Raw genomic sequence first — 26284 nt, 5'->3', positions numbered from 1 at the left:
CGGTACAGGGGGCTCACGAGGTGGCCTCCTTGACCTTCTTGACGACCCGGTACTGACCGGCCTTGCGGTGGGGGTCGCCGTTGATCGGGCGCTCCCCGAGGAACTTCACGACGACGGCGTTACCCACCTCGGGGGCCGCGTCCGCCAGGGCGCGACGGAGGAAGGGCGGGCTGCCGATGACACGGACCAGACCGGTCCGGGTCTGGAGGGTGACGACCGGGTACAGCCCGCCGAACTCCTCGTCCCCGTCCTCGGACAGCCCGGTCACGTACCCGGCCACGGTGTCCCCGGGGGCCGAGGGCACCCAGTCCACCGGCGGGCCGGTCGGCGCGGGGGAGATGGAGGAGATGGAGGACATCTCCTCGCCACTCTCTCCAGGGGTAGAACGCACCTGGTCCCCGGTAGCCGTATCGTCACCCAACCGCATAGCGGTTTTCGAGCCATACGTAAGAGCGGAAACATCTCCTCCATCTCCTCCATCTCCTCCCGGAGGAGAGGACGAATCGGACGAGAACCGGCTTTCGGTGCGAAGCGTCCAGCGGGTCACCTTGCCGCGAGCCGTCCCGATGTGGTCGAGCACCATGCCCGCCTCGGGGCGGCCCTTCTGGCTCCGGTAGGCGTACGGCAGCCTGCCCGGGAACGCCTCGTCATGCGGCTTGAGCAGGCCGGGCGGTCCCTGGAAGCGCTCGGGGTTCTTGCGCGCCGCGTTCACCACGTCCTGGACCGTGAAACCCTCGGTCCCGAACGTCTCGGACAGCCAGAAGAAGTGCCCGGCCCACCAGTCACTCTCGGGGCTGGAGCCCTTGGCCCACTCCTCGCGGCCGACCAGGAAGTCAGGCACCCCGGCGTGCGACAGGATGCCGCCGACGACCATCTCCCACTCGGTGAAGGACCCGAAGGCGGCCGGGCGGGGCATCTTGGGCTTGCCCGCAGCGAACCAGGCACGCGCCAGGGTCAGCACGGCCGCCAACAGCTCGCGCCGGTTCTGCCGGACCCACCGCTCCAGGTTCGGGTGACGGAAGCTGTCCGCCGGACGGTTCTCCGGGTCGTCGTGATTCGGCTTGAGGGAGATCCGGTAGGCGCGGCGCGTGATATCCCCCTTCACCTCGACGTTGTTGCCGAGGCTGACCCACGTCGCGGTGTTGGGGAACGTGCCGTTCTTGCTGACGCCCAGGATGCGGTCCTCCCAGATGCTCGCGGTGAGCGCCTGGGCCAGCGCCTCACCCTCGACCGTGTGCGCCTCGTCAAAGATCATGAACTGCCGACCCTCGCGGAACGAGGCCGTGATCTTCTTGCGCAACTCCTCGTTCTCGGGCATGGAGGTCAACGGGGCCGAGCGGCCCGTGTAGACCCAGAGCATCGTCTCCACGACCTTGCCCTTGCCCACGCCCATCCGGGAGCCGTCCAGCACCGCGAGCGGCACCACATCGACCAGGCCCCGGACGGTCGGGGTAAGGATCAGCGCCAGCGCGTTGGCGCGGTCCGCCTGGGTCTCGAACGGGAAGTCCCCCAGCCAGTCCTCCAGGATCAGCTTCCGCGCGGTGGCAACCTCCTCCGTGCTCGGGTGCTCCGGGATCTCCAACCCGGCCAGCTCCTCGTCCGGCATCAGCATGACCTCGCTGTCCGGGTCGTACCCGGGCTCGGTCACCACCGTGCCGTCCGCACGGACGAACGGTGCCGTGGCGAGCCGGGTCAGCGGCGCGAACGCCTCCACCCGGCGGAGAACGGCGGCCATCGCCTTCTGGTCCGGCCAGGCCGGGGCGTACGAGACCGAGCCGTCCCGGCCGACGACCTCCCGGACGGTCTGGACGGCTTGCTGGAGCACGTCCCCGAACCGGCCGGAGTCCACCGGCTCCAGGCGGGCGGGCTTGCGGTCTGCCGTGACCAGCTCAGAGATGTGGTCCCCGTGGTGGAACAGGCGCGTCCCCGAGAACTTCACCGCCATGCCGGACGACATCTCGTTGATCACGTCCAGCGGGTCACCGCTGACCACAACCAGCGCCCGGTCCCCGGTCGGCTTGGGCGGCCTGGCGGGGGCCGTCACCTTCTTGGCGGACGGCCGGGGCTTGGCCGGGAGCTTTTCCACGGTCTCGCTGAGCAGGTTGCCCAGCACCCGGGCGCGGCGTTCGTGAGCGCGCTTGGCCAGGTAGTCATCCAGCCCGACCTTGCCACCGGCGGGGAGCCGGACCCACTCGATCAGACTCGCCCCCTCGGCCTTGAGAGCGGCCTGGAGCCGGTCGGCCGCGCTCCACACCAACAGGTTGGTCGAGAAGTCCGCGTCCAGGATGACCTTCACCGGGAGCCCGTCCACAACCTCCAGGTCCGGGATCGCCACGCCATCGTCCGAGAAGCCCCAGCACCCGGCCATGCCGTACACGCTGTAGCCCTCGGGGGCGTACCGGGCGGCCACCAGGCATTGCTTGGAACCCTCGGCCAGGATCACGCCCACCGGGTTCTCGACCTCACGGACCGCCCAGAGGACCGGCGGACGGCCGCCCTGGTAGACGTACTTCATCGGCTCCCCGTCGTTGCTCAGGGGCCGCTTGTCGTCGTCCGGCCGGAGCTGGACATTGACCGCGCCGGTCGGGCCGGTCCAGACGAACAGGACGCCCCCGTTCTCCGGGATGTAACGGCCGATCCCGGCCTGCCACTCGCTGGGGATCTGGGCCAGATCATCCCGGGTGACCAGCGAGCGGACGCGACCGGCGGCCAGCTCGCGGTCCGCGTCCACCGCGTGCGCCTCCAGGTAGGCGCGGTGCTCATCGGACAGGTACGGCTCAGCCACGGCGCACCTCCACCCAGAGCGCGCCGTACCCGTACCAGCCGCTCTCCTCGCGGATCGCGCCGGTGACCGGGAGGCCCTTCACCACGTTCAGGTCGAACACGAGGCCGGAGACGTGCCGCCGGTCCCGGTCCGTGACCTCGTACGGCTGGGCAACGATCAGGTGCGGCTTGCCGCCCTTGGTCCACAGGGTCATGTGGTCGCGCCAGTCGCTCCCGCCCTCCAGGCAGGGGTACTCGGACCGCCCGCACGGGCGGCCCATCAGCCAGTGAATCGGGCACCGGCGCTTGGGCCGGGCCTCGCGGAGCCGGTTCTCAGTCGCCCACTGGATCAGGCGCTGGCGTGCCGGAACGCCGATGTTCGGGCCGTACGGCCAGTCGTACCAGTGGCCCCAGAGCCAATCCTCGGACTCCTTCAGCCCGATACGCGGAGCCTGAGCGTCCAGCGCGTCCACCAGCTCGCGCTCGGCGTCGCTGGCGTGGCGGAAGCACCGGTACGAGTCCACGTCACCGTCCACGAAGTGGACGCCCCGGCGGCAGGCCCGGCAGTTGTTGTAGCCCGGCAGGTCAGCCACGGTCGCCACCCCCCGCCAGCGCCTCGGCCAGGTCCCGGCGCGCCGCGCTGGTGGCCTCAACCTCGCAGTAACGCCGGTCCCCAACGAGGGTGACCCAGCACGGACCGCAACCCGCGTCACACCGGCTCAGGTCGAACGAGCGGGTAGACTTCACAGTGGTCTTGGTAGTGGTCTGGGACGGCTTCCCCTTGGGCGAGGGGGAGCCGTTCGTCTTCTCAGCCATCGGCCCGCTGACCCCCGTCCTGGGAGGCGAGGAGCGCGCGGAGCTGGGCGCGGTGGTTCTCGGTCAGCTCGGGGGCGCGCTCCACCAGCACGTTGATGTAACGGTCGGTCGAGTGCGCGGCGGCGCTGGCCTTGCGGGCGCGCTCCCGCCGGAACTCAGGATCGGCAAGCTTGCCGGTCAAGGTAGACACGGGTCCTCCGTGGACCTCGCGCCGCTCCCCGGGTCGTGTGATTCCGCCGGGTTCCGGTCTCGCCCATACGGGCCGAACGGTGGGGCGCACTTCGCGCCTTAAGCCTCTCCGGGATCTCTCCCGGAGGTAGGACCTACGTTAGGTCCTACCCCCAACGCCTGGGAAGTTCAGACCGAGTGCCCGGCGTCACCAGTCATGACGGCAAAGTTCTTACGCCACAACGGATTCCGGCCACCCGGTCAATAGCCAGGCGGCCTACGCAGGCCGATTCCCCGCCTCTTCGCCATGACGGTCTTGCCGCTCCCCAGGCTCACCCAAGCGGTCAGATCCTGATGCCGATCGCCGTACGCAGCGCACGTCTCCTTGATCCCCTCGATCGGCATGAACCAAGACCCCTCGGCTCCGGGTTCTAGCCGGTACGGGATGGGCTCGGACATCGGCAAGGGCCTGAACTGGTGCTGGTTCCCGCCGTCCGGGTGGCGCAGGCCAAAGCCCGTCACCGTCACTGCCGTGCGGCCGGAGTTGCTGGCCCGGATCACTGTGAAGCCGTCTTTCTCCCCCGGGATGAAGGCCACCGTTGCGGTCACCCTGACCACCGCACCGGTCTGCCGCCAGGAGATGATCTGCCAGGTGAGCGTGATGGAGCTCATCACGATGGCGATCAAGGACAGGATCTCTGGCGTCTTCATGACTGTGAAGTGTGGCGTACGGCTGCGACACAACGGATTCCGAGCAACTGACTTGACTGTGGACTGTCAAGCGGTCAGCCCCTCGGCCTCCCAGTGCTCGGCCCAGGTGAGCGCGTCCCCGGTCCACCGGGAGGCCCCGAGCCGCGCCGGGTCGAACACCGGGCCGCGCCGGGCCGCCGGGTGGACCACCAGCTCCGTCAGCGCGCGCACGTACCGGCGCTTCAGCTCCGCCGGGAGGCCCGGCCACCGCGCCGGGACTCCGGCCATGCTCAGGTCCGCGTTCTCCGGCGGCACGGTCAACCGCCGTAGCTTCTCCTCGGCCCGCTCGATCTGGGGGAGTAGGTCCGCCTCGAACTCCGCGAACGACGCCGGGGAGACCTTCCGGGCCTTGGCTAGGGCCTTCCACTCGTCAAGCTGGCCCTTCAGCTCCTCCAGCTCCTTCTCGGCGGCTCTGGTGGCCGCGTCGTCGGTGCGGCGCGTCAGGAGGGCCGCCGCGTCGGGCCGCCCCAGGCGGGCCAGGAGCACCTTCTCCACGAAGTCCTCCAGGGCCACGGCCGAGACCACCATCCCGCACCCGTCGCACTGGTACGTCACCCTGGGCCGCTTGGTGCCGCCGGTGCGTGCCCGGAGCTTGGTGGTCCGGCACGTTCCGCACGCCACCGCGTTGGTCAGCCAGTGCGCCAGAGCGGTCCCCCGGGTGGTGGTCCGCCGCTCCGGTCGGGTGAGCAACGCGACCGCCTTACGCCACTGGCCCACGTCCACGATCGGCGTCCACGACGCCGGACCAACGTCCTGGCCCTGGTGGACGATCCGACCCGCGTACGAGGGCCGGAGGACCATCTGGCGGATGAACCGGCCCGCCCACGGGGCACCGCCGGGCATGGTCAGGCCCCGCTCGTTGAGGTCCCGCGCGATGGTGGCGAGGCTGTCCCCCTCGGTGATCCGGCGGACCATCTCCCGGACCACCGGGGCCTGTTCGGGGTGGGCTTCCTGACGGACGAACCGCCCCTTCTCGTCGTAGACCCTGGTGAACCCGTACTGGAGGCGGCCGGACGGCTTGCCCTCCCGGGCGGCCTTGCGCTTGCCGCTCAGCACTCGGTCACTGAGAAGGTTCGATTCGGTGGCTGACTGCACACCGACCCGAGCGAGGGTGTCATAGTCGTTGGTCCGCCACGGCCGGTAGATCCGCTCATCGGTCCAGATCCAGATCCTGATCCGCCGGTCCCGGCACTCATCGATGAGCGCCACCCACTCCCCGAGCTTGCGCGATCCCCGCGAGCCCTCGAACAGGCCGAGCACCTGGCACGCGCCGGAGCGGATGTGCTCCAGGAGCGCGGCGAAGTCGGGCCGGGCGCGCTTGGCGAACCGGGACGCGCTGAAATCGGGGTCCGCGAACACCCGGCCGATCCGGAGGTCTTCCCGCTCGGCCCCCTCGGTCAGCTCCGCAAGCTGGCGCTTGACGGAGCGACCCTCGTCCTTGGTGCTCTTGCGGAGATAGAGGTCAACAACTTCCCCGTCATGACTGTGAAGCATGGCGGGGATAGTACCCCTAAAGACTTGACACTGAGGTCACCAAGCCGGTCCTCACCGTCGGCCGGCGCTGACGGCAGACGTACACGAGGGGCGCCCGGGATGGTCCGGGCGCCCCTCGGTGTGTTCGTCATGCATCGACATCGGTGCGCCTGCCCGGCCGGGTGGCCGGACAGGCGCACCGCCCCCGTCGGACGTCGTCACCGACAACCGCTGACGAGTCTGTGCGCCGTCGCTATCGGATCGCTATCGCCTCGCCGCGCCGCTCGGTGACCACCGGGCTACGCTGCTGGAAGTTGCATGGCGGCAGGCGGGGGCGCGAATGCGATTCGGGATCTTGGGGCCCTTGCGGGTCGGCGGCGGCGAAGCCACCGTCACCGCGGGCCGGGATCGCACCGTGCTCGCCATGCTGTTGCTGCGCCCCGGCCGGGTGGTGCCGGTGGAGGATCTGGTCGACGCCGTCTGGGAGGAGCGCCCGCCGGCCACCGCGCGCACGCAGCTCCAGATCTGCGTCTCGCGGCTGCGTCAGCGGTTCGCGGTGCTCGGGCTGCCGGCCGGGACGATCGTCACCGACCCGGCGGGCTACGGCATCCGGATCGAGCCGGACGACCTCGACGCGGACATGTTCGCCCGCGCCGTGGAGACGGCGCGTGCCGAGGCCGCCGCCGGCCGGCTGGCCGAGGCGCGCCGCCACTACCGGGCCGCCCTCGCGCTGTGGCGCGGTCCGGCGCTCGCCGGCATCCCGGCCCGGGTGGTACGACTGCGGGCCCAGGCGCTCGACGAGCAGCGGCTCGCCGTGCTGGAGGACTGCGTCGACGTCGAGCTGCGGCTGCACCGGGGCACCGGACTGGTCGACGAACTCACCGAGGCGGTCGAGCACAATCCGCTGCGGGAACGGCTGCGGGGTCAGTTGATGCTGGCTCTCTCGGCGGTCGGCCGGCAGGCGGACGCGCTCGCCGTCTACCGGGAGGGCCGGCGGATCTACGCCGAGGAGCTGGGCATCGAGCCCGGCGCGGCGTTGCAGGAGCTGCACCAGCGTGTGCTGGCCGGTGACGAGGCGGCGGGCGCGCGCCCCGCGGCCCCGGTACGCACGTTGCCCCGGGCCATCCGGGACTTCACCGGCCGTCAGCAGACCATGGCGCGGCTGGTCAAGGACATCGTCGAGGAGGGTACGCGGCTGTACCTGATCGACGGCATGGCCGGCAGCGGCAAGACGACCCTCGCCGTCCAGGTCGCTACCGGGTTGCGCGAGCGGTTCCCCGACGCGGAACTCTTCATCGACCTGCACGGGTACAGCGAGCGCAGCCCGCTGACCCCTGCGGCGGCCGCGGCCACCCTGCTGCGGCAGCTCGGCGTGCCGGCCGAGCGGGTGCCGGTCGACGCGGAGGACCGGCTGGCGATGTGGCGCTCCGAGCTGGCCGACCGGCGGGCCGTGGTGGTGCTCGACAACGCGGCGAGCGCCGCCCAGGCCGCGGCGCTGCTGCCCAGCGGTCCGGACAATCTCGTTCTGGTGACCAGCCGGCGGCGGCTGGCCGGGCTGGACGAGGGGCGTCCTCACTCGCTGCCGGTCCTGGACCCGGACGAGGCCGTGGAACTGCTCGGCCGGATCGTCGGCGCCGACCGGGTCGACGCCGAGCCGGCCGCCGCCGCCGAGGTGGTCCGGCGGTGCGGGCATCTGCCGCTCGCCATCCGGCTGGCCGGTTCCCGGCTCGCGCACCGTCCGCACTGGCGGGTCGCCGACCTGGCACGGCGGCTGGCCGAGGCGCAGGACTCGCTGGCCGAGCTGGCGGTCGGCGAGCGCTCCGTCGGGGACGCCTTCACGCTCTCGTACGCGCAGGTCTCGGCGCCGGCCCGGCGGCTGTTCCGGTTGCTCGGACTCCACCCCGGCGTACGGTTCGACAACCGGGTGGCGGCGGCGCTCGCCGACGTGCCTCTGCCGGAGGCGCAGGACCTGCTGGACGAGCTGGTGGACGTGCACCTGGCCGAGGAGACGGCACCGGGCCGCTACCGCCTCCACGACCTGCTCCGGGAGTACGCCCGCCGGCTGCTGGCCGAGACCGAGGGGCCGGACGAGCGACGGGCCGCGGCGGCGCACCTGCTCGACCATCACCTTCAGGTGGCGCTCGGCCTGGCGCTCGCCGCCGAGACGAAGCTGAGCGCGCTGAGCCAGGTCGCCTTCCCGCCGCCGCGGCGTCCCGACCTGCTGCCGGTTCCGGACAGGCCGGGCCAGTCCTGGTTCGACGAGAACCGGGCGGCCCTCGTCGGACTGGTGCACCTGGCCGAGTATGAGGGCCTCTCGGCGTACTGCTGGCAGCTGACCCGGGCGTGCTGGTGGTCCAACTTCGTCGGTGGACACCTCGACGAGCTGGTCGAGACGCACGAGGTGGCGCTGCGGGCCGCCGTCGGGTCGGGGGACGAGGAGGCCGTGGCGATCACCATGAACTACCTCGCCTCGGCGAAGTTCCGGCTCGGGGACTTTCCGGAGGCGATCCGGTTCCTGGAGGCGGGCGTCGACAGGTACCGCCGGCTCGGTCTGCGCCGGGAGCAGGTCCAGGCGCTCTGCAACCTCGCCGCCGTGTGTTTCGGGACCGACGACGCGGAACGCTGCGTCAGGTACGTCGACGAGGCGCTGCGGATCAGCCGCTACCCGGACGACGCGGCGACCATCTCCAGCCTGTTCAACATGCTGTCGGTCGCCGAGCTGTTCCGGGGCCGGTACGACCTGGCCCTCGAAGCGGCCCGCCGGCACATCCTCCTGGCGCGGGTGGCGGGGGATCCGCGGCACACCTCGAACGCGCTCGGCCACCTCGGCATGATCCGGCACCGCCTGGGCCAGACCGGGCCGGCCCGCCGGCTGCTCCGGGCGGCCCTGCGCCTGAAGCGGAGCACCGCGAACCGGTTCGGTGAGGGGGAGATCCTCAACGAGATCGGCATGATGGAGCGTGAGGCGGGCCGCCCGGCCGAGGCCGCCGCCCAGCACCGGGCCGCCCTGATCGCGATGACCGACGCGGGGGACCGGATCGGGCAGTGCGCCTCCCGGAACCTCCTGGCCCGCGCCCTGCACGATCTGGGCGATGTCGACGCCGCTTCCGACCTGTACCGCCGGGTGCTGGACGACTCCACCCGCCTGAGCCTGCGCTACGAGCAGGCCCGGGCTCTGGACGGCATGGCCCGCTGCCTGCGGCACACCGACGCCGACCAGGCCCGCCGGTACGCCGGGCGCGCGCTGGCGCTGTTCCGCCAGGTCGAGTCGCCGGACCAGCGGGAGACCGAGGAGTTGCTGGCCGAGCTGGGCTGAGGGCCGCGCCACTTTCCCTGCACACCGCCGGGAGGCGCGGCAGGATGGAACGCGTGACGACTCCAGAGGCGACCGGCTACCGGATCGAACGCGACTCGATGGGCGAGGTGGAGGTGCCCGCCGAGGCGCTGTGGCGGGCGCAGACCCAGCGCGCGGTGCAGAACTTCCCGATCTCGGGGCGCGGACTGGAACCGGCCCAGATCAAGGCCCTGGCGCAGATCAAGGGGGCGGCGGCACTGGTGAACGGTGAGCTGGGGGTGATCGACGCGGACGTGGCGCAGGCCATCGCCATCGCCGCCGCGCACGTCGCCGAGGGCGGCTACGACGACCAGTTCCCGGTGGACGTGTTCCAGACCGGTTCCGGCACCTCGTCCAACATGAACACCAACGAGGTGATCGCCACCCTGGCGAGCCGCGAGCTGGGCCGTGACGTGCACCCGAACGACCACGTCAACGCGTCGCAGTCCAGCAACGACGTCTTCCCCACCTCGATCCACCTGGCCGCCACCCAGTTCGTGGTGGAGGATCTGATCCCCTCGCTGAAGCAGCTCGCGGGCGCGCTGGAGGAGAAGGCGGCCGAGTTCGAGACGGTGGTCAAGGCCGGGCGTACCCACCTCATGGACGCCACGCCGGTCACGCTCGGGCAGGAGTTCGGCGGGTACGCGGCGCAGGTCCGCTACGGCGTCGAGCGGCTGGAGTCGGCGCTGCCCCGGCTGGCCGAGCTGCCGCTGGGCGGCACCGCCGTCGGCACCGGCATCAACACGCCGCTGGGCTTCGCCGACCGGGTGATCGGCAAGCTGCGGGAGTCGACAGGGCTGCCGCTGACCGAGGCGCGTAACCACTTCGAGGCGCAGGGCGCCCGGGACGCGCTGGTGGAGACGTCCGGCCAGCTCCGTACCGTCGCGGTCGGCCTTTACAAGATCGCCAACGACGTGCGCTGGATGGGCTCCGGCCCCCGTGCCGGGCTGCGTGAGCTGCGCATCCCCGACCTCCAGCCGGGGTCGTCGATCATGCCGGGCAAGGTGAACCCGGTGGTGGCCGAGGCGATGCGGCAGGTCTGCGCCCAGGTGATCGGCAACGACGCCGCCGTAGCCTTCGCCGGGTCGCAGGGCGACTTCGAGCTGAACGTCATGCTCCCGGTGATGGGCCGCAACCTGCTGGAGTCGATCAAGCTGATCGCCGCGTCCAGCCGGCTGTTCGCCGAGCGGCTGGTGGCCGGCCTGGTCGCTGATGCCGAGGTCTGCCTGGCGTACGCGGAGGGCTCGCCGTCGATCGTCACCCCGCTCAACCGCCACCTCGGGTACGACGAGGCCGCCTCGATCGCCAAGGAGGCGCTGGCCAAGCAGGTGTCCATCCGTGAGGTGGTGATCGCCCGGGGCCACGTCGACTCGGGCACGCTCACCGAGACCCAGCTGGACGAGGCGCTGGACCTGCTCCGGATGACCCACCCCTGAGCCGGCGCCGGTAATTGCCTCGACCCGTCACAAAGGGCGCGGCATGATCCGACGGTGCGTGACGACGGCGGGGTGTTGCTGGAGACCGCGCGGCTGACGCTGCGCCGGTTCACGATGGACGACGTGGACCGGCTGGTGGCGCTGGACGCCGATCCGGAGGTCATGCGCTTCCTGACCGGTGGCGCGCCGACGCCGGCCGCGACGTACCGGGACGAGGTGCTGCCCCGGGTGCTCGCGCAGTACGCCCGGCATCCCGGGCTCGGCCGCTGGGCGACGCTCGACCGGTTCACCGGCGAGTTCCTCGGCTGGCACTCGCTCGACCCGTCCGACGACGGCGCCGAGGCGGAGCTGGGCTATCGGCTGCGCCGCGCCACGTGGGGGCACGGGCTGGCGACCGAGGGCGCGCGGGCGCTGGTGCGGCACGCGTTCGACACGGTGGGCGTCCGCCGGGTGTGGGCCCAGACGATGGCGGTCAACGACCGCTCCCGGGCGGTCATGGCCCGCGCCGGGTTGCGCTACGTCCGCACGTTCCACCTGGCCTTCGACGACCCGATCCCGGGTATGGAGCACGGCGAGGTGGAGTACGAGCTGCGCCGTGACGCCTGGCCCGCGACGCGTCAGGAGTGGGACGCGGCGGCCCTGCGGGCCCGGTAGGCGCTCACCGCGGCCCGGTTGCCGCAGCCGGCGTCGCAGAACCGGCGGGACCGGTTCCGGGACAGGTCGACGAGCACGTTGTCGCAGTCGGGGTGGTCGCAGTGCCGCAGCCGGCTCAGCTCGCCCATCCGGACCAGGTCAGCCATCGCCATCGCGGCCTCGACCGCCATCCGGGTCGCCAGCGGCGCGTCCCGCGGCACGGCGTGCAGGTGGTACGGCTCGTCGTCGTGCCGGACGAGTTGCGGCAGCGCGTGCGACTCGCGCAGCAGCGCGTTGACGATCGCGACCACCTCGTCGGTGTCGCCGTACCAGATGCGGCGCAGCCGGGGCCGCAGCGCGCGGACCTGGCGCAGTTCGGCGTCGGTGTGCTCGTGCCGGCCGCTCCACCCGTGGGCGGTGAAGAAGGCGTCCAGGGCGGCCACGTCGGGCAGTCCCTCCCGGTCGTCGCCGGCGGTGTTCACCAGTGCGGCGACGCTGACCAGCGCGCATTCGGTGTCATGGGCGAAAAGCAACTTGACTCCTGTCGGAGGCTACGCCTAGCGTCATCAGCATAACCTCCCTTGACTCATGACCAGGAGATGCCGATGCGTGAACGGTCCGGCGTCGGGCTCGGCCTGGCACTGCTCTCCGCGATCACGTTCGCCACCTCGGGCACCTTCGCCCGCCCGCTGATCACCGGCGAGTGGTCGGCGGTCGCCGTGGTGATCGCCCGGGTCGGCATCGCCGCGCTGGTGCTCGCCGTCCCCGCCGTGCTGGCACTGCGCGGCAGGTGGACAGTGCTGCGCCGCAACGCGGGAAGCGTGGTGCTGTTCGGGCTGCTCGGCGTGGCCACGGCGCAGGCGTGCTTCTTCAACGCGGTCCGCTACCTCCCGGTCGGCGTGGCGCTCCTGCTGGAATACCTCGGCATCGTGCTCGTGGTCGGATGGATGTGGCTGGTCCACGGGCAGCGCCCCCGGCTGCTCACGGTGGCCGGCTCCGTCATCGCCCTGTGCGGGCTGGTGCTCGTCCTCGACCTCACCGGCGCCGGACGACTCGACCCGGTGGGCGTGCTCTGGGGTCTCGGCGCGGGCGTCGGGCTCGCCGGATACTTCGTCATCGCCGGCCGGATCGACGCGGGCCTGCCCTCGGTGGTGATGGCCAGCGGCGGCATGGCGGTCGGCGCGATGGCGCTGCTGCTGCTCGGCGGCCTCGGAGCGCTGCCGCTCGCGGCCGGCACCGCCGACGTCACCTTCGGCGGGCACCGGGTGAGCTGGCTGGTGCCGATCGCCGGGCTGTCGCTGATCGCCGCCGTGGTCGCGTACCTCGCCGGTGTCGCCGGCACCCGGCTGCTCGGGGCACGGCTGTCCTCCTTCGTGGGGCTGACCGAGGTGATGTTCGCGGTGCTGATCGCCTGGCTGGTGCTCGACGAACTGCCCAGCCTGATCCAACTGGCCGGCGGCGTGCTCATCCTCGGCGGCGTCGCGCTGGTCCGGGCCGACGAGCTGCGCGGCACACCATCGGTGCCGGAGGCGGCGCAGGCCGAGCCGGTGCTGACCGGCGACCGATGAGCGGACCGCGCGGCGCCGTCGTCTTCGACGCCGACGAGACACTCGTCGACCTGCGCCCGGCGGTCACCGGCGCGCTCGTCGCCGTACTCGAGGAGATGCGGCGGCGGACCCCGGCGGCGGCCGCCGTGGCGCTCGCGGACCTGGAGGGGGACTGGGGTGCGGTCTTCGGCGCGCTCAGCGCCGCCCCGGTGCAGGAGATCCGGCGGGCCGCGCTGGCCCGTTCGCTGGCCCGGGCGGGGCTGAAGGCGGACCTGGACGAGTTCGCGGCGTTGTTCTTCGCCCGCCGGTACGCGCTGAGCCGCCCCTTCCCGGACGTGCTGCCCGCGCTGGCGGCGCTGCGCCAGCACCACGTGCTGGGCTTCGCCACGAACGGCAACAGCCGCGCCGAACGCTGCGGCCTCGCCGGGCAGTTCGCCTTCGAGGTGTACGCGCACGAGGGCGGCCTGCCCAAGAAACCGGCGCCGGAGTTCTTCGCGGCGGTGGTGGCCGCGTCCGGGCTGCCCGCCGCGCGCATCGTCCACGTGGGCGACTCGCCGGAGCACGACGTGGCCGCCGCCCAGCGGGCCGGGCTGCGCGTGGTCTGGCTCAACCGGGCCGGGCTGCCCCGCCCGCGCGGCCTCGAACCGGACGCCGAGGTGTCCACGCTCGCCGGACTGTCCACGGTGCTCGCCACCCTGACGAACGCGAATGCCTAGTTGCCGCCGATAACGGACGTCGATCTGGCGGAACCGGCTCCCGTGATGTGGGATGACACCACGTCCCTCAACGAGAGGATCTGATGTGGTGAGCAAGCGCTTCACCGTCGGCGCGGTCGCGGCTGCGGCCTCGCTGGCACTCACGGTGACCGGCCTGAGCATCCCGGCGAACGCCGCGCCGTCGGAGTTCCGGACCTTCACCGTGCTGGCCGAGAGCGGCGTCTCCAGCGACGCCGCGGTCGCCGCGATCACCGCCGCCGGTGGCAAGGTCGTCGCCCGCACCGACGACGTCGGCCTGTTCCAGGTCAGAAGCGACCGGGCGGACTTCGCCAGCCGGGCCACCGCGGCCGGCGCGCTGGTCGGCGCGGCCGAGGAGAAGGCGATCGGCCGCAAGCCGAAGCTGGACCGGGTCGAGCAGGAGCACCTGCTGGCCGCCGCGGCGACCAAGGGCAAGGCCGCCAAGGGCAACGGCAAGAAGATGGACCCGCTCGACGACAAGCTCTGGGGTCTGGACATGATCCGGGCCGACAAGGCCCGCAAGATCGAGCCGGGCGACCGCCGGGTCACCGTCGGCATCCTGGACACCGGCGTCGACGCCAGCCAGCCCGACCTGGCGCCGAACTTCAACTGGGCGCTGTCGCGCAACTTCGCGCCGGACATCCCCGAGGTCGACGGACCGTGCGAGGTGGCGAGCTGCCTCGACCCGGTCGGCACCGACGACGGCGGGCACGGCACGCACGTCGCAGGCACCATCGGCGCCGCCGCCAACGGCTTCGGCCTGTCCGGCGTGGCTCCGAACGTCTCCCTGGTCGAGCTGAAGGGTGGCCAGGACAGCGGCTACTTCTTCCTCAACCCGGTGGTGAACGCCCTGGTGCACGCGGGCCGGTCCGGGCTGGACGTGGTGAACATGTCCTTCTACGTCGACCCGTGGCTCTACAACTGCACCGCCAACCCGGCCGACTCGCCGGAGGCGCAGGCCGAGCAGCGCACCGTCATCGAGGCCATGAAGCGGGCGCTCAACTTCGCGCACCGCAAGGGCGTCACGCTCGTCGGCTCGCTCGGTAACAACCACGAGGACCTGGGCGCGCCGCGCACCGACGTGAGCAGCCCGGACTACGGCGCCGACCCGTACCCGCGCCCGATCGACAACGCGACCTGCTGGGACCTGCCGGTCGAGGGCCCGCACGTGATCGGCGTGTCGGCGGTCGGCCCGTCCGGCAAGAAGTCGGACTACTCGAACTACGGTACCGAGCAGATCTCGGTGGCGGCGCCGGGTGGCTGGTTCCGCGACGGCTTCGGCACCGACACGTACCGCACCGACGCCAACATGATCCTCTCCACGTACCCGAAGAAGGTGCTCCAGGAGGAGGGGTCGGTCGACGAGAACGGCGACATCGTCGCCGGCTTCGAGAACTCGGTGTTCAAGCAGTGCACCGCCAAGGGTGAGTGTGGCTACTACACCTACCTCCAGGGCACCTCGATGGCGTCCCCGCACGTCTCGGGCGTGGCGGCGCTGATCGTCAGCAAGCACGGCAAGAAGGAGGGCCGCAACGGCTACGGCATGGCGCCGAACCTGGTCGAGCAGCACCTCTACCGGACGGCGGCCGAGCACGCCTGCCCGGAGCCGCGGCTGCAGAGCTACACCAACGAGGGCCGGGACGCCGAGTTCGACGCGTACTGCGCGGGCTCGCTGAACTTCAACGGCTTCTACGGCTACGGCATCGTCGACGCCTACGCCGCGGTGAAGACCCCGGTCAAGCCCAACGTTCGACCGTAACGACTGTTTCCCCGAGGTGGCGGTGTCCGGAGTTCCCGGACGCCGCCATTTCGGCGTTCCGGTGACCTGCGCAGCTGGTGGCGTGGCGGCTGGTGGGGCGGCGGCCGGTGTCACGGCCGCCACCCCCGGGCCACCAGTGCGGCGCGGATCTCCCGCACCAGGGCGGGGAACTCCTTGCGCAGACGGCGGCCGGTCACGTGCAGCACCAGCCAGCCGGCCGCGACGAGCTGGTTGAGCCGCCGCCGGTCGAGGTGCATCCGGTCCGCGTCGGAGTGCCACTGACCGTCGTACTCGACAGCGACCCGGAACTCCGGCCAGGCCAGGTCGGGGTGCAGGATCAGCCCGGTCGACACCCGCACCGGATACTGGGCCACCGGGCGGGGCAGGCCGGCGAGGACGAGGCGGACCCGCAGGTGGGACTCCGGCGGGGACTGGGCCAGCCCGTCGGTCAGGCCGAACACCCAGGCCGCTCGCCGCCCACCGGGGCGGCAGGCGTTCCGGGCCACCTCGCTCGCCAGCGCCGACCGGTTCACCGAACCGGTACGCAGCAGCCCGTCGATGATGCCGACCGCCTCCACCGGATCGGCCCAGACCGCGGTCTCCCAGGCGCAGGCGGCCGGCTCGGTGCGTGGCGGAGGCCCGGCCAGGATCATCACCGCGCCGGGGGACGAGCGGTCCGCCGCCAGGGGTGCCGCGACGGATGACCTCGTGCCGGCGGGTGGGCGCGTGCCGGCGGGTGCGGCGCTGCCGACGGGGACCAGGAGACCGCTGTGTGTGCTCGACATAGGGGCGTGGTGCACCCGGACACCCGGCTGGGAGTCGGCCCGGACCGTGGCCGGCAGCAGGACGTGCACGTCGTCGGTGAAGCCCGCGGCGTGCTCGACCCCGTGCAGGTAGGCCGCCGACGGACCGGCGATCGCCGCGCCGGGTGGCAGGCGCAGCAGCGCCGCGCGGCAGGCCAGCGCGTGGTCGCGGTCGAGTCGCGCGTCGGCGTAGACGTCCTGCCGGAGCCGGATCCAGGACGCGCCGCGCAGATGGTGCCGGGACAGCAGCCCGCGCCGGATCGCTTCCGAGCCCCGGAAGACCTGCCAGGCCAACTCCGGTGGTCGATGAGGATGAGGTGGCATGTGACGAGCGTGGCGGCGCACGGGTCGAGATCGGTACCCCTGTGGACAGTCGCAGCCGTGCCGCCCTACGCGCCCTGTGGACAACCCCCGCACCACCGTGCCCGCGTGCTATAGCCCTTCGGCCCGTGCATGATCCACTCCACTTCGGGGAGGTGGCGGTATCCGGGCCGTTTGATGCAGCCACTTCGCCGATCTGGCGTGAGGACCGATCTGGCGTGAGGACCCGCGGCGTGAGGGCCTGCGCGGACCGGCGAGGACAGGGCGGGTCAGGAGAGCGCGGCGGCCACCGCCTCGGCGGCGGCGGTGACCTGGGCGCCGACATCCGCCACGTCGAGCGGGGTCAGTGACACCACCCCGACGCTGCCCTCCAGACCCGGCACGCCGAGCACCGGCGCGGCCACGCCGTACGCGCCCGACTGGAGCTCGCCGCTGGTGCTCACCGGCCTCGGATCGCCGGCCCGCCCGGCCAGCACCGCCCGGCCGGCGGCCCCCCGCTCCAGCGGGTGCCGGGTCCCGGTGCGGTACGCCACGTGGAACGACGTCCAGCTCGGCTCGACCACCGCGAGCGCCACCCCCTCGCCGCCCTCGACCACGGTCAGGTGGGCGGTCGCCCCGGTGCCCTCGGCGAGCCGGCGCAGCGCCGGCAGCGCCCCCTCGGCCAGCAGCGGCTGGGCGCGGCGGGCCAGGTGCAGCACGCCCACGCCGATGCGCAGGCGGCCCTCGCCGTCGCGCCGGAGCATCCCGTGGCCGGTCAGCGCGCCGACCAGCCGGTAGACGGCCGCCCGGCCGATGCCCAGCCGGTGCGCCGCCTCGGTGACGGTGAGCCCGCCCGGCGCGTCCGCGACCAGGTGCAGCAGCCGCAGGCCCCGGTCCAGGGTCTGTGCCGTCTCTCCCGTGCGTGCCGCCGTGTCCACAGCACGCAGCGTACGACCCGGCTCCGGCCAACCCGGAAATGTGCGGACGGCTACCCTTGTGAGGTGACGCTACGCCTGTATGACACCGCCACCCGATCGGTGCGGGACTTCGTCCCGCGGGAAGCCGGCAAGGTGGGGGTCTACCTGTGTGGTCTCACGCTCCAGGCCCCGCCGCACATCGGTCACCTTCGCTCCGGCGTCAACTACGACGTGCTGCGCCGATGGCTGCTCCGCAAGGGCTTCGAGGTCACGTTCATCCGCAACCTGACCGACATCGACGACAAGGTCCTGGCCAAGGCGATGGAACAGGACCGGCCGTTCTGGTCGATCGCGTACGCCAACGAGCAGATACTGACCACCTCCTACCGGGCGTTGAACGTGCTCCCGCCGACCTACGAGCCGCGGGCCACCGGGCACATCCCGGAGATGCACGAGCTGATCGCCCGGCTGATCGAGACCGGCCACGCCTACCCGGCCACCGACGGCTCCGGCGACGTCTACTTCGACGTGGCCTCCTGGCCCGCGTACGGGTCGCTGTCCGGCCAGTCCCCGGCGGACATGCAGCCCGCCGGCGACGCCCCCGACCGGGGCAAGCGGGACCCGCGTGACTTCGCGCTCTGGAAGGGCGCCAAGCCGGGCGAACCGGCCGACGCCTACTGGCCGTCGCCGTGGGGCCGCGGACGCCCCGGCTGGCACATCGAGTGCTCGGCCATGTGCTGGCGCTACCTGGGCCCCGAGTTCGACATCCACGGCGGCGGGCTCGACCTGACGTTCCCGCACCACGAGAACGAGATCGCCCAGTCGCAGGCCGCCGACCTGCCGTTCGCCCGCTACTGGGTGCACCACGGCCTGCTCGGCATCGGCGGCACCAAGATGGGCAAGTCGCTCGGTAACACGCTCGACCTCGACTACGTGGCCGCGCTCGGGGTGCGCCCGGTGGAGCTGCGCTACTACTACGTCGCCGCGCACTACCGGTCCCGCATCGACTACTCGGAGGACGCGCTGCGCGAGGCCGCAGTGGCGTACCGGCGGATCGAAGGCTTCGTGCAGCGGGCGGCCGAGCGGGTCGGCGCGGGCCGGCCCGGCGACCTGCCGCCCGCCTTCGTGGCCGCGATGGACGACGACCTCAACACGTCGGCGGCGCTGGCGGCGCTGCACGAGGTGGTCCGCGACGGCAACACCGCGCTCACCGCGGCGGACGATGTGACCGTCCGCACGACGCTCGCCGCCACCCGGGCGATGCTGGATATCCTCGGCGTCGACCCCCTGGACCCGGCCTGGACCGGCGGCGGCCGCACGGACGACCTGCGCGGCGTGGTGGACTCCCTGATCGCGCTGGCCCTGGAGCAGCGCGCGCAGGCCCGCGGCCGCAAGGACTGGGCTGCCGCCGACGCCGTACGCGACCAGCTCAAGCAGGCCGGCGTGGTCGTCGAGGACACCCCCCAGGGCCCGCGTTGGACTATTGGAGAGCAGGACTGATGGCCGGCAACTCGCAGCGCCGTGGCCGGCGACTGACGCCGAAGGCGGGCGCCCCCAAGGGCACCGGTGGCAAGAACAAGGACTCCCTCGCCGGGCGGGGCCGCACGCTGCCCGCCGACGAGCGGCCGTGGCACAAGGCGTACTCGGGCACCGAGAAGCTGCCCCAGCGCACCGCCTGGAAGCAGGACAAGGAGCGCCGCGCCGCCGCCGAGGAGGGTCGCGCACCCAAGATCGGTCAGCCCGGCACCAAGGACACCACCTGGGGCAAGGGCGGTGGCCGAGGCACGCCCACGACCAAGGGCCGGGGCGGCAAGTCGGCTGCCGGCCGTGGCGGTCCCCGGGTCGCGCCGGGCCGCAAGGCCAACCCGGCGAAGGACAGCCCGGAGCTGCTGGTCGGGCGCAACCCGGTGCTGGAGTCGCTGCGCACCCAGGTGCCCGCGACCGCGCTCTACACCGCGCAGGGCATCGACATCGACGACCGGGTCAAGGAGATCGTCCGCACCGCCGCCGACCGGGGCATCGCGATCCTCGAGGTCAGCCGCGCCGAGCTGGACCGGATGACCGGCGGCGTGCTGCACCAGGGCGTCGGCCTCCAGGTGCCGCCGTTCGCCTACGAGCCCTTCGACGACCTGGTCGCCGCCGCGCTGGAACAGGCCGCCCCGCTGCTCGTCGCGCTCGACGGCGTCACCGACCCGCGCAACCTCGGCGCGGTCATCCGGTCGGCCGCCGCGTTCGGCGCGCAGGGTGTCTTCGTACCCGAGAGGCGTGCCGCCGGGATCACCGCGACCGCCTGGCGGACCAGCGCCGGCGCGGCCGCGCGCGTGCCCGTCGCCCAGGTCACCAACCTGACCCGGTCGCTCAAGGCGTGCAAGGAGGCCGGCTTCGTCGTGGTCGGCCTGGACGCCGACGGACAGACCGACCTGTACGACCTGGAGGCCGCCGTCGGCCCGCTGGTCGTGGTGGTCGGCTCGGAGGGGCGCGGGCTGTCCCGCCTGGTCGGCGAGACCTGCGACCTGACCGTCAGCATCCCGATGGTCTCCGACGTGGAGTCGCTCAACGCCAGCGTCGCCGCTGCGGTCACGCTCGCCGAGGTCGCCCGCCGCCGGTCCGTCGAGGCCTGATCGAGAGCAACGGAAAGGGGCGGACCGCCGTGGCGGGCCGCCCCTTTCTCGCGTACGTCAGATCCGCTGGCCGGAGGCGGCGTGGAAGACGTGGCTGCGGCCGGTACGCGGCTTGACGAACACGGTGTCGCCCATGTTCGGCATGCTGCGCCGGTCGGTACGGACCACGAACCGCTCGTTGTGGCCCTCCAGCGCGGCGTGCCCGTAGACGTTGGCGTCGGAGCCGAGGTCCTCGACCAGCTCGACCACAACGGGCATGCCGCCCTCGGACGGGCTGACCAGGTCGCAGTCCTCCGGCCGGAAGCCGACGGTGACCTTGCCGTCGCCGCCCTCGGCGCTGGCCGCCTGGACCTGCTCGCGGGTCAGCGGCACGATCATCTCGGCGAACGCGCCGCCCTGCTCGGTCAGCTTCACCGTCTTGATGTTCATGGCGGGGGAGCCCATGAAGCCGGCGACGAAGACGTTGGCCGGGGTGTCGTAGAGCGCCCGCGGGGTGTCCACCTGCTGGAGCACGCCGTCGAGCATGACCGCCACCCGGTGACCCATGGTCATGGCCTCGACCTGGTCGTGGGTGACGTAGACCGTGGTGACGCCCAGCTTCGCCTGCAGCGAGGCGATCTGGGTACGGGTCTGCACGCGCAGCTTGGCGTCGAGGTTCGACAGCGGCTCGTCCATGAGGAAGACCTGCGGCTCGCGGACGATCGCGCGGCCCATGGCGACACGCTGGCGCTGACCGCCGGAGAGCGCCTTCGGCTTGCGGCTGAGGAACTCCTCCAGCTGGAGCAGCCCGGCCGCCTCCTTGACCCGCCGGTCGATCTCCGACTTCGAGGTCTTGCGCAGCTTGAGCGCGAACGCCATGTTCTCGTACACCGTCATGTGCGGGTAGAGGGCGTAGTTCTGGAAGACCATCGCGATGTCGCGGGCCTTCGGCGGGAGGTGGGTGACGTCCCGGTCGTCGATGTAGATCGCGCCGTCGTCGACGTCCTCCAGGCCGGCGAGCATCCGGAGGCTGGTGGACTTGCCGCAGCCGGACGGGCCGACCAGGACGAGGAACTCCCCGTCACCGATCTGGAGGTCGAGCTGGTTGACGGCGGGGCGCTCGGTGCCCGGATAGATCCGGGACGCCTTCGCGTAGGTGACCGTAGCCATGATGGAGCGCTTCCTTTCACCGGCAGGAACGTGCCGGACGATCCGAGTGAAGGAGCGACCGGCGCCCAAGGCACCGGCCAACGGGGTCGTCGCTCAGGCAGCCGAGGCCGACCGGAGTGTCGTCCGTGTCACTGCACGGTAAACGGCTTTCGCGATCGTGCCAAGACGTGTCGCTCCGGGTGGGATGGACGGCATACGCATAACGGTCAGTCGGGCACGGCGAGGCATCAATCTCCCGCCTGGGAGCGCGTCCCGACGATGATCCATCGGTCGTACCGGTCGGGATACCGACGTTTTCCGTGCTCGGGAGCCCTGCGAGGCGGGATTTCCGGGGCCCAGTCGCTATGCTGAGCGCGACGCACGCGCCCCTGTAGCTCAGCTGGCCAGAGCACTCGCCTTGTAAGCGAGATGTCGCCGGTTCGATCCCGGCCGGGGGCTCCATTTTCACAAGGCGTTCCGCGGGCGATGCCGCCACGGGACGCCGGGCTCCGTCAGCAGCGACACGACGGTGTGCCGCACGAGCGGTCAGGCAGGCCCACGGCTGTCGGCACCTGCGGGCTCCCAGAGCTGGACCACGTTGCCCTCCGGGTCTCGCAGGCTCGCGAACCTGCCGTTCGGATACTCCTCGGCGTCCACCTCGACGTCGATACCCGCATCACGTAGTTGGTCGACCATCGCGTCCAGGTCCGCGACCCGGAAGTTGAGCGACCAGGAGTGCTCGGGGCCGCCGAAGTGTTCGGAGTCCGCCGGCATGGCCGCCAGGACGGTAGGGCCGGGCTGCTGCCACCAGGAAGACACGTCGTAGGACTCCGGTGCCAGGTCGACCCCGAGGTGCGTGGCGTACCAGTGGTTGATCCGGTCCGGGTCGTGGGCCCGGAAGAAGACACCGCCGATGCCCGTCACGCGTTCCATGATCTCTCCCCCGCTGGGTGCTGTCAGGCTGAGCCTGCCGGATTCAGCCTAGAGAGGACCGAGGGGCACTCGCCACGGCGCTCGGCCACTAATGGTCAGTCCCAGAAGTTGAACAGCAGCTCGCCGACGGTGGCCGGTGCCCAGTAGCCGATCTGGTCTTGTTCGGCGCGGTCGAGGGCGCTCAGGTCGGCCTGCGACAGCGGGATCCCTAGCTGATCGGCGGTGAGGCTCCTGGCGTCGGTCAGGGTGTCGAGGACAGCGGCGAGGCCGGGACGGTCGACGAACGTCACGGTGGCGTCGCCGCCGGCTCGCGGGCGGGCGAAGGCAATGAACGGCACGGTGACGTGCCGCAGCACCGCGACGTGGTGCCGGGCAGCGGCGATGTCGACGGTGTGGAAGCTGGGTGTGACGCCGGCGGGGGTCACGCCGGTGACGGTGGCACCGAGGGCGCGGGCGGCGTGGTGACAGACGGCGGTGAAGGCCCTGACGTCCGCTCGTCCGCCGGGTGTGTGGAATCCGGTGGCCCCGGGCGGCAGTCTCATGGTCGGGCTCCCTGGTCGTCGCGGCCGGTGCAGGCTATCCGGCGCCGGCGTGCAGACCCGGCCACCCGACCCCGCCCACGCCGGATATCGATTGCCTGCTCGGGGCGCCTGCGCCACCCTCTCCGCATGCTCGAGACGCGCGTCCTCGGCGAGGACGACTGGAAGGTGTGGCGGGAGCTGCGGCTCGCCGCGCTCACCGAGGCCGGGTACGCCTTCGGCGCCCGGCTGGCGGACTGGCAGGGCGACGGTGACCGCGAGGAACGCTGGCGCGGGCGGCTGGCCGTCCCCGGCTCGTACAACATCGTGGTGCTGCTCGACGGGCAACCGGTCGGGATGGCCGGCGGGATGCCGACCGAGCACGACGGGGTCGTCGAGCTGATCTCGATGTACGTGGCACCCGGGAGACGCGGCCGGGGCGTGGGCGACTACCTCGTCCGGGCGGTCGAGCAGTGGGCCCGGCTGGCGGGCGCGCGGACGCTGCGGCTCGCCGTGGCGGAGGGCAACCCGAACGCGTGGGGCCTGTACCTGCGCAACGGCTTCCGGGACACCGGCGACGTCGGCGGCCTGATGCCCGACGGCGTGCGCCGCGAGCACATCATGACCAAGAGCCTCGCGAACGAGCCGTAGGGGCGGGAGGCGCGGGCCGCGCAGTAGGCTGACCAGCGATGAGTCGCGCCGTCGAGGAGTCCAACCGGGCGATGCTGCGCGCCCGGGACGCGATGGACCGGGCGTACGCGCAGCCGCTGGACATCCCCGCGCTGGCCCGGATCGCGTACGTCTCGGAGGCGCACTTCATCCGTACCTTCCGGGCCACGTTCGGCGAGACGCCGCACCGCTACCTGCAACGCCGCCGGGTGGAACGCGCCATGTACCTGCTGGCGCGCACCGACGAGCCGGTCACGGAGATCTGCCACCTGGTCGGCTTCGGCAGTCTGGGCACGTTCAGCCGGACGTTCCACGGCATCGTCGGTGAGTCGCCGTCGGCCTACCGGCGCCGCAAGACCATGCCCGCCGGTGTCCCGGGCTGCTTCACCAAGGCCTGGATGCGCCCGAGCAGCACGGCGGGCAAGCCGGCCACCGCCGCCGAGCCGGCCACGGCGGGCAAGAAGCAAGCCGCCGAGGTCAGCGCCCCCGCACCTGCCGCCGCACGATGACCCAGAGCCGGTCGCCGAGCCGGCTGCGCCGTACCCAGCGCAAGCCGGCCAGTCGGCCCTTGGCCGGCGTACGCGGCCGCGGCGGTGCGGTGACCCTCGCGTAGGTGGCGCCGGTCGGCGGCCTGGTGAAGCCGGGTTCCAGCCGTTCGGAGGCGACCGCCAGCGCGGTGAACTGGGCGAGCACCCGGGGATCGGGCCGGCCGCCCCGGGCGGCGGTACGCAGATCCCGCTCCACGGCCGCACGTCGGATCAGCTCGGTGAGCGGACCGTGGACGGTGTCCAGCAGGTCGGAGACGGCGGCGACACCATCGCCCTCCCAGATCCGGGTGGCCCGGGACGGCCCGGTGGCGGCGCTGACGAACGGCACGTCCGCCCATTCCGGTACGAGCCGGGCGATCAGCGCGGTGTGCGGCAGGCGCGCCCGCTTCTCCGCCACGGTGAACGCGAAGCTGGCCGCGACGAAGCCCGGCGCCAGGAACGGGGTGACCATCCCGGTGGTGTACGCGGAGGTGCACCACCGGCGCATCCGCTCGACCAGGTAGAGGTAGTCGATCAGGTGCTCGTCGCGCAGGCCGATGCCCCGGGCGTGGGTCAGCAGGGCGGTGACGCGGTCCCGTTCGGCGGCGAGCGCCTCCGGTGCCGCCGCGGCGTTCGGTACGCCGGCCAGCAGCTTGGTCAGGCCCGCCTGCTCGGGCGTGGGTGCCGCGTCGGCGTCGGCCCGGGGATACCAGTAGCCGACCACCAGTTCGCCTGCCGCGCCGGTGAGGCTCGGCGCGCGTACCACCTCGGGCAGCCGGGTGCGCACGGCCGGCCGGGTCAGGTAGTTCGAGGGGAACTGGTGGTCGTGCAGCGCGGCGAGCCGTCGCGCCCGGTCCCGGAGGCCGACGCCGAGGACGGTGGCCGGGGGAGCGGCCGGCACCAGGCGGTGCGGCAGCTCCAGCCCGCGCCGGTCCCGCACGAGCCGGACCAGCTCGCGGGCCACGTCGCCCTCGGCGGCGGTGTCGTCGTTAGTGGCCAGGTTCGGCGTACGGCCGGCGGCGACGAGCGTCGCGGCGATGAGCCGGGAGTCCTTCCCACCGGAGAGGCCGAGCGTGACCTCACCGTCGTGCAGCCGGTGCAGACCGGCGACGGCCCGGGCCAGCGCGTCGGCGGCCCGGTCCAGCCGCTCGCCGAGCGGCCGGTCCCGGTCGGCGAGGCCGCTGCGGACCACGTCGTCGGTGGCGTACCGGATCTCGCTGGTGAGCTGCCAGCCGCCGCCGGCGCGGCGGCGGCCGGTGATCCGCTCGCCCGGCCGCAGCAGCCGGATGTCGGCGAGCGGGGAGAGGTCGCCGCCGAAATGGCCGGTGATCAGGTACGACGCCCAGCCGGCCGGGTCGGGGCGGGCTTCGCCGTGCAGGAAGGCGGCGAGCAGGCCGGGCCGGGTGCACCAGGCGGTGACGCCGCCGGCGGTGCCGGTGAACACGCGGGCCATGCCGAGCCAGTCCTGTTGCAGGGCGAGGCGGTCGTGGTCGAAGGCGAGCAGCGCGAACGGCGGTACGACGTCGCGGTGCACGTCCGCGCCGGTGAGCAGGTGGCGGGCGAGCGTCACCGGGTCGTCGCCGTCGACGCCGACCGGGATGCCCACCGAGACGGCGGTGACGTCGTCGTCCCCGGCGACGGGCGGCCACCGGTAGCCGCCCGGGTCGGCCGGGTGCAGCACCAGCACACCCCAGTCGGTGCCGCCGAGGTGCCGGCGGTGCCAGCTCTCCGGCACCAGCTCGGCGGCGGCCCTGTCGAACCGGTCGACGGCGGCGTCATGGCGTGACTGCGGAAGGGCGCCCGTGGCGGCCCAGGCCAACATCAACTGCATCGACTTCCCCCGATGTCGTCGCGAAGACGTTAACAGCGGGTGACGAGACGGTGTCCCCGTGTGGGCAAACGACGCAAGCCGGACCGGGTGCTGGGGGCGGCAGGACTGCGTGTTTCGGATAAGCAGCAGGCCGGGGCGCTGCTCTAGCGTCGTCGGCATGACGATGACTTCGACTTCCCGCTCCCAGATCTACGTTCTCGACCAGGACGAGGCGCTCGACTTCTACGTCGGCAAGCTCGGCCTGGAGGTCAGCCTCGACCAGGATCTCGGTTTCATGCGCTGGCTCACCGTGCACGTGCCGGGCGACCCGGGCCGGGAGATCCTGCTGGAGAAGCCGGGCCCGCCGGCGCTGGACCCGAAGACCGCCGAGCAGGTCCGGGAACTGCTCACCAAGGGTGCCGCGGGTGGGTTCCTGTTCTTCACCACGGACGACGCGCACAAGACGTACGCGGACCTGGTCGCGAAGGGCGTGGAGGTGACCGACGAGCCGACCGACCAGCCGTACGGCATCGACTTCGGCATCCGGGATCCGTTCGGCAATCGCATCCGGATCGGGCAGATGCGCCAGGGGCAGTGAACGACGCGGCGGCGGGCTAGTCTCGCGGTCCCCGACCGTGGAGGTGC

General features: G+C 72.3%; 23 protein-coding genes and 1 tRNA gene. 12 read left to right on the top strand and 12 right to left on the bottom strand.

Translation table 11 applies throughout. The features are described from left to right. Positions 1 to 13 precede the first annotated feature (13 nt). From NMK34_RS28720 to NMK34_RS28700, 5 genes are all read right to left on the bottom strand, one after another. The gene (locus tag NMK34_RS28720; RefSeq protein WP_318335944.1) at positions 14 to 2785 is read right to left on the bottom strand and encodes a hypothetical protein; all 2772 of its coding nucleotides are present in this window, start codon (positions 2783 to 2785) and stop codon (positions 14 to 16) included. After that, complete coding sequence (locus tag NMK34_RS28715; RefSeq protein WP_318335943.1) at positions 2778 to 3356, bottom strand: hypothetical protein; 579 nt, start codon at positions 3354 to 3356, stop codon at positions 2778 to 2780. Before NMK34_RS28715 ends, NMK34_RS28720 begins: the two co-directional genes overlap by 8 nt. A 215-nt stretch (positions 3357 to 3571) precedes the next feature. Further along, positions 3572 to 3769, bottom strand: coding sequence for a hypothetical protein (locus NMK34_RS28710; protein ID WP_318335942.1), 198 nt, complete (start codon positions 3767 to 3769; stop codon positions 3572 to 3574). Positions 3770 to 4008: 239 nt separating this feature from the next. Beyond that, positions 4009 to 4458, bottom strand: coding sequence for a hypothetical protein (locus NMK34_RS28705; protein ID WP_318335941.1), 450 nt, complete (start codon positions 4456 to 4458; stop codon positions 4009 to 4011). 66 nt (positions 4459 to 4524) lie between these two features. Continuing rightward, the gene (locus NMK34_RS28700) at positions 4525 to 5991 is read right to left on the bottom strand and encodes a recombinase family protein (RefSeq protein ID WP_318335940.1); all 1467 of its coding nucleotides are present in this window, start codon (positions 5989 to 5991) and stop codon (positions 4525 to 4527) included. A gap of 319 nt (positions 5992 to 6310) precedes the next feature. On the opposite strand from NMK34_RS28700, the gene NMK34_RS28695 reads away from it, so the two are divergent. Genes NMK34_RS28695 through NMK34_RS28685 form a run of 3 tightly spaced genes read left to right on the top strand, consistent with a single transcriptional unit; the run spans position 6311 to position 11394 of the window. Beyond that, on the top strand, positions 6311 to 9286 hold the full coding sequence (locus NMK34_RS28695; protein ID WP_318335939.1) for an AfsR/SARP family transcriptional regulator: 2976 nt from the start codon (positions 6311 to 6313) through the stop codon (positions 9284 to 9286). A 53-nt stretch (positions 9287 to 9339) separates the two neighbouring features. Next, complete coding sequence (locus tag NMK34_RS28690; protein ID WP_412098931.1) at positions 9340 to 10740, top strand: class II fumarate hydratase; 1401 nt, start codon at positions 9340 to 9342, stop codon at positions 10738 to 10740. Positions 10741 to 10794: 54 nt separating this feature from the next. Beyond that, on the top strand, positions 10795 to 11394 hold the full coding sequence (locus NMK34_RS28685; protein ID WP_318335937.1) for a GNAT family N-acetyltransferase: 600 nt from the start codon (positions 10795 to 10797) through the stop codon (positions 11392 to 11394). On the opposite strand, the gene NMK34_RS28680 is transcribed toward NMK34_RS28685, so the two are convergent. Continuing rightward, positions 11358 to 11906 carry a CGNR zinc finger domain-containing protein gene (locus NMK34_RS28680; protein ID WP_135242298.1) on the bottom strand — a complete coding sequence of 183 codons (549 nt, stop codon included), beginning with the start codon at positions 11904 to 11906 and terminating at the stop codon, positions 11358 to 11360. The two genes, NMK34_RS28685 and NMK34_RS28680, sit on opposite strands and share 37 nt — an antisense overlap. 72 nt (positions 11907 to 11978) lie before the next feature. Here NMK34_RS28680 and NMK34_RS28675 point away from each other — a divergent pair, with 72 nt between their 5' ends. The 3 genes from NMK34_RS28675 (at position 11979) to NMK34_RS28665 (ending at position 15413) form a co-directional block, all read left to right on the top strand. Next, a complete protein-coding gene (locus NMK34_RS28675; RefSeq protein WP_318335936.1) occupies positions 11979 to 12941 on the top strand; it encodes an EamA family transporter in 963 nt (320 codons plus the stop codon). Then, the gene (locus tag NMK34_RS28670) at positions 12938 to 13636 is read left to right on the top strand and encodes an HAD family hydrolase (protein ID WP_318335935.1); all 699 of its coding nucleotides are present in this window, start codon (positions 12938 to 12940) and stop codon (positions 13634 to 13636) included. Before NMK34_RS28675 ends, NMK34_RS28670 begins: the two co-directional genes overlap by 4 nt. An 88-nt stretch (positions 13637 to 13724) precedes the next feature. Further along, positions 13725 to 15413, top strand: coding sequence for a S8 family serine peptidase (locus NMK34_RS28665; protein WP_318335934.1), 1689 nt, complete (start codon positions 13725 to 13727; stop codon positions 15411 to 15413). Between the two features lie 110 nt (positions 15414 to 15523). Here NMK34_RS28665 and NMK34_RS28660 read toward each other — a convergent pair whose 3' ends face one another. Continuing rightward, on the bottom strand, positions 15524 to 16540 hold the full coding sequence (locus NMK34_RS28660; RefSeq protein WP_318335933.1) for a hypothetical protein: 1017 nt from the start codon (positions 16538 to 16540) through the stop codon (positions 15524 to 15526). Between the two features lie 266 nt (positions 16541 to 16806). Then, positions 16807 to 17454, bottom strand: a complete 648-nt coding sequence (locus NMK34_RS28655; protein WP_318335932.1) for an IclR family transcriptional regulator — start codon at positions 17452 to 17454, stop codon at positions 16807 to 16809. A gap of 63 nt (positions 17455 to 17517) precedes the next feature. On the opposite strand from NMK34_RS28655, the gene cysS reads away from it, so the two are divergent. Together cysS and rlmB are read left to right on the top strand one after the other, a co-directional pair. Further along, positions 17518 to 18933 carry a cysteine--tRNA ligase gene (gene cysS, locus NMK34_RS28650; RefSeq protein ID WP_318335931.1) on the top strand — a complete coding sequence of 472 codons (1416 nt, stop codon included), beginning with the start codon at positions 17518 to 17520 and terminating at the stop codon, positions 18931 to 18933. Further along, positions 18933 to 20054, top strand: coding sequence for a 23S rRNA (guanosine(2251)-2'-O)-methyltransferase RlmB (rlmB, locus tag NMK34_RS28645; protein WP_318335930.1), 1122 nt, complete (start codon positions 18933 to 18935; stop codon positions 20052 to 20054). The genes cysS and rlmB overlap by 1 nt, the downstream gene beginning before the upstream one ends. Before the next feature lie 57 nt (positions 20055 to 20111). On the opposite strand, the gene NMK34_RS28640 is transcribed toward rlmB, so the two are convergent. Next, a complete protein-coding gene (locus NMK34_RS28640) occupies positions 20112 to 21203 on the bottom strand; it encodes a sn-glycerol-3-phosphate ABC transporter ATP-binding protein UgpC (protein ID WP_318335929.1) in 1092 nt (363 codons plus the stop codon). Between the two features lie 364 nt (positions 21204 to 21567). Between NMK34_RS28640 and NMK34_RS28635 the strand changes: the two genes are divergently transcribed. Continuing rightward, positions 21568 to 21644: transfer RNA gene (locus NMK34_RS28635), tRNA-Thr, on the top strand. A gap of 84 nt (positions 21645 to 21728) precedes the next feature. Here NMK34_RS28635 and NMK34_RS28630 read toward each other — a convergent pair. Further along, positions 21729 to 22115: a VOC family protein gene (locus NMK34_RS28630; protein ID WP_318335928.1), complete on the bottom strand. Its 387-nt coding sequence runs from the start codon at positions 22113 to 22115 to the stop codon at positions 21729 to 21731. 95 nt (positions 22116 to 22210) lie between these two features. Beyond that, positions 22211 to 22657, bottom strand: coding sequence for a hypothetical protein (locus NMK34_RS28625; protein WP_318335927.1), 447 nt, complete (start codon positions 22655 to 22657; stop codon positions 22211 to 22213). A gap of 126 nt (positions 22658 to 22783) precedes the next feature. Here NMK34_RS28625 and NMK34_RS28620 point away from each other — a divergent pair, with 126 nt between their 5' ends. Next, on the top strand, positions 22784 to 23284 hold the full coding sequence (locus NMK34_RS28620; RefSeq protein ID WP_318335926.1) for a GNAT family N-acetyltransferase: 501 nt from the start codon (positions 22784 to 22786) through the stop codon (positions 23282 to 23284). A gap of 38 nt (positions 23285 to 23322) precedes the next feature. Continuing rightward, positions 23323 to 23811, top strand: a complete 489-nt coding sequence (locus NMK34_RS28615) for an AraC family transcriptional regulator (RefSeq protein ID WP_318335925.1) — start codon at positions 23323 to 23325, stop codon at positions 23809 to 23811. Here the strand turns inward: NMK34_RS28615 and NMK34_RS28610 are convergent. Then, a complete protein-coding gene (locus NMK34_RS28610; protein ID WP_318335924.1) occupies positions 23780 to 25660 on the bottom strand; it encodes a hypothetical protein in 1881 nt (626 codons plus the stop codon). The two genes, NMK34_RS28615 and NMK34_RS28610, sit on opposite strands and share 32 nt — an antisense overlap. A 157-nt stretch (positions 25661 to 25817) precedes the next feature. Here NMK34_RS28610 and NMK34_RS28605 point away from each other — a divergent pair, with 157 nt between their 5' ends. Next, positions 25818 to 26237, top strand: a complete 420-nt coding sequence (locus NMK34_RS28605) for a VOC family protein (RefSeq protein WP_318335923.1) — start codon at positions 25818 to 25820, stop codon at positions 26235 to 26237. The last annotated feature ends 47 nt before the right edge of the window (positions 26238 to 26284 follow it).

The organism is Micromonospora sp. BRA006-A (assembly GCF_033433935.1).
GTDB classification, from domain to species: domain Bacteria; phylum Actinomycetota; class Actinomycetes; order Mycobacteriales; family Micromonosporaceae; genus Micromonospora; species Micromonospora aurantiaca.
The sequence above is the reverse complement of the archived record's forward strand: the minus strand, read 5'-3'. Positions and strand labels throughout refer to the sequence as shown.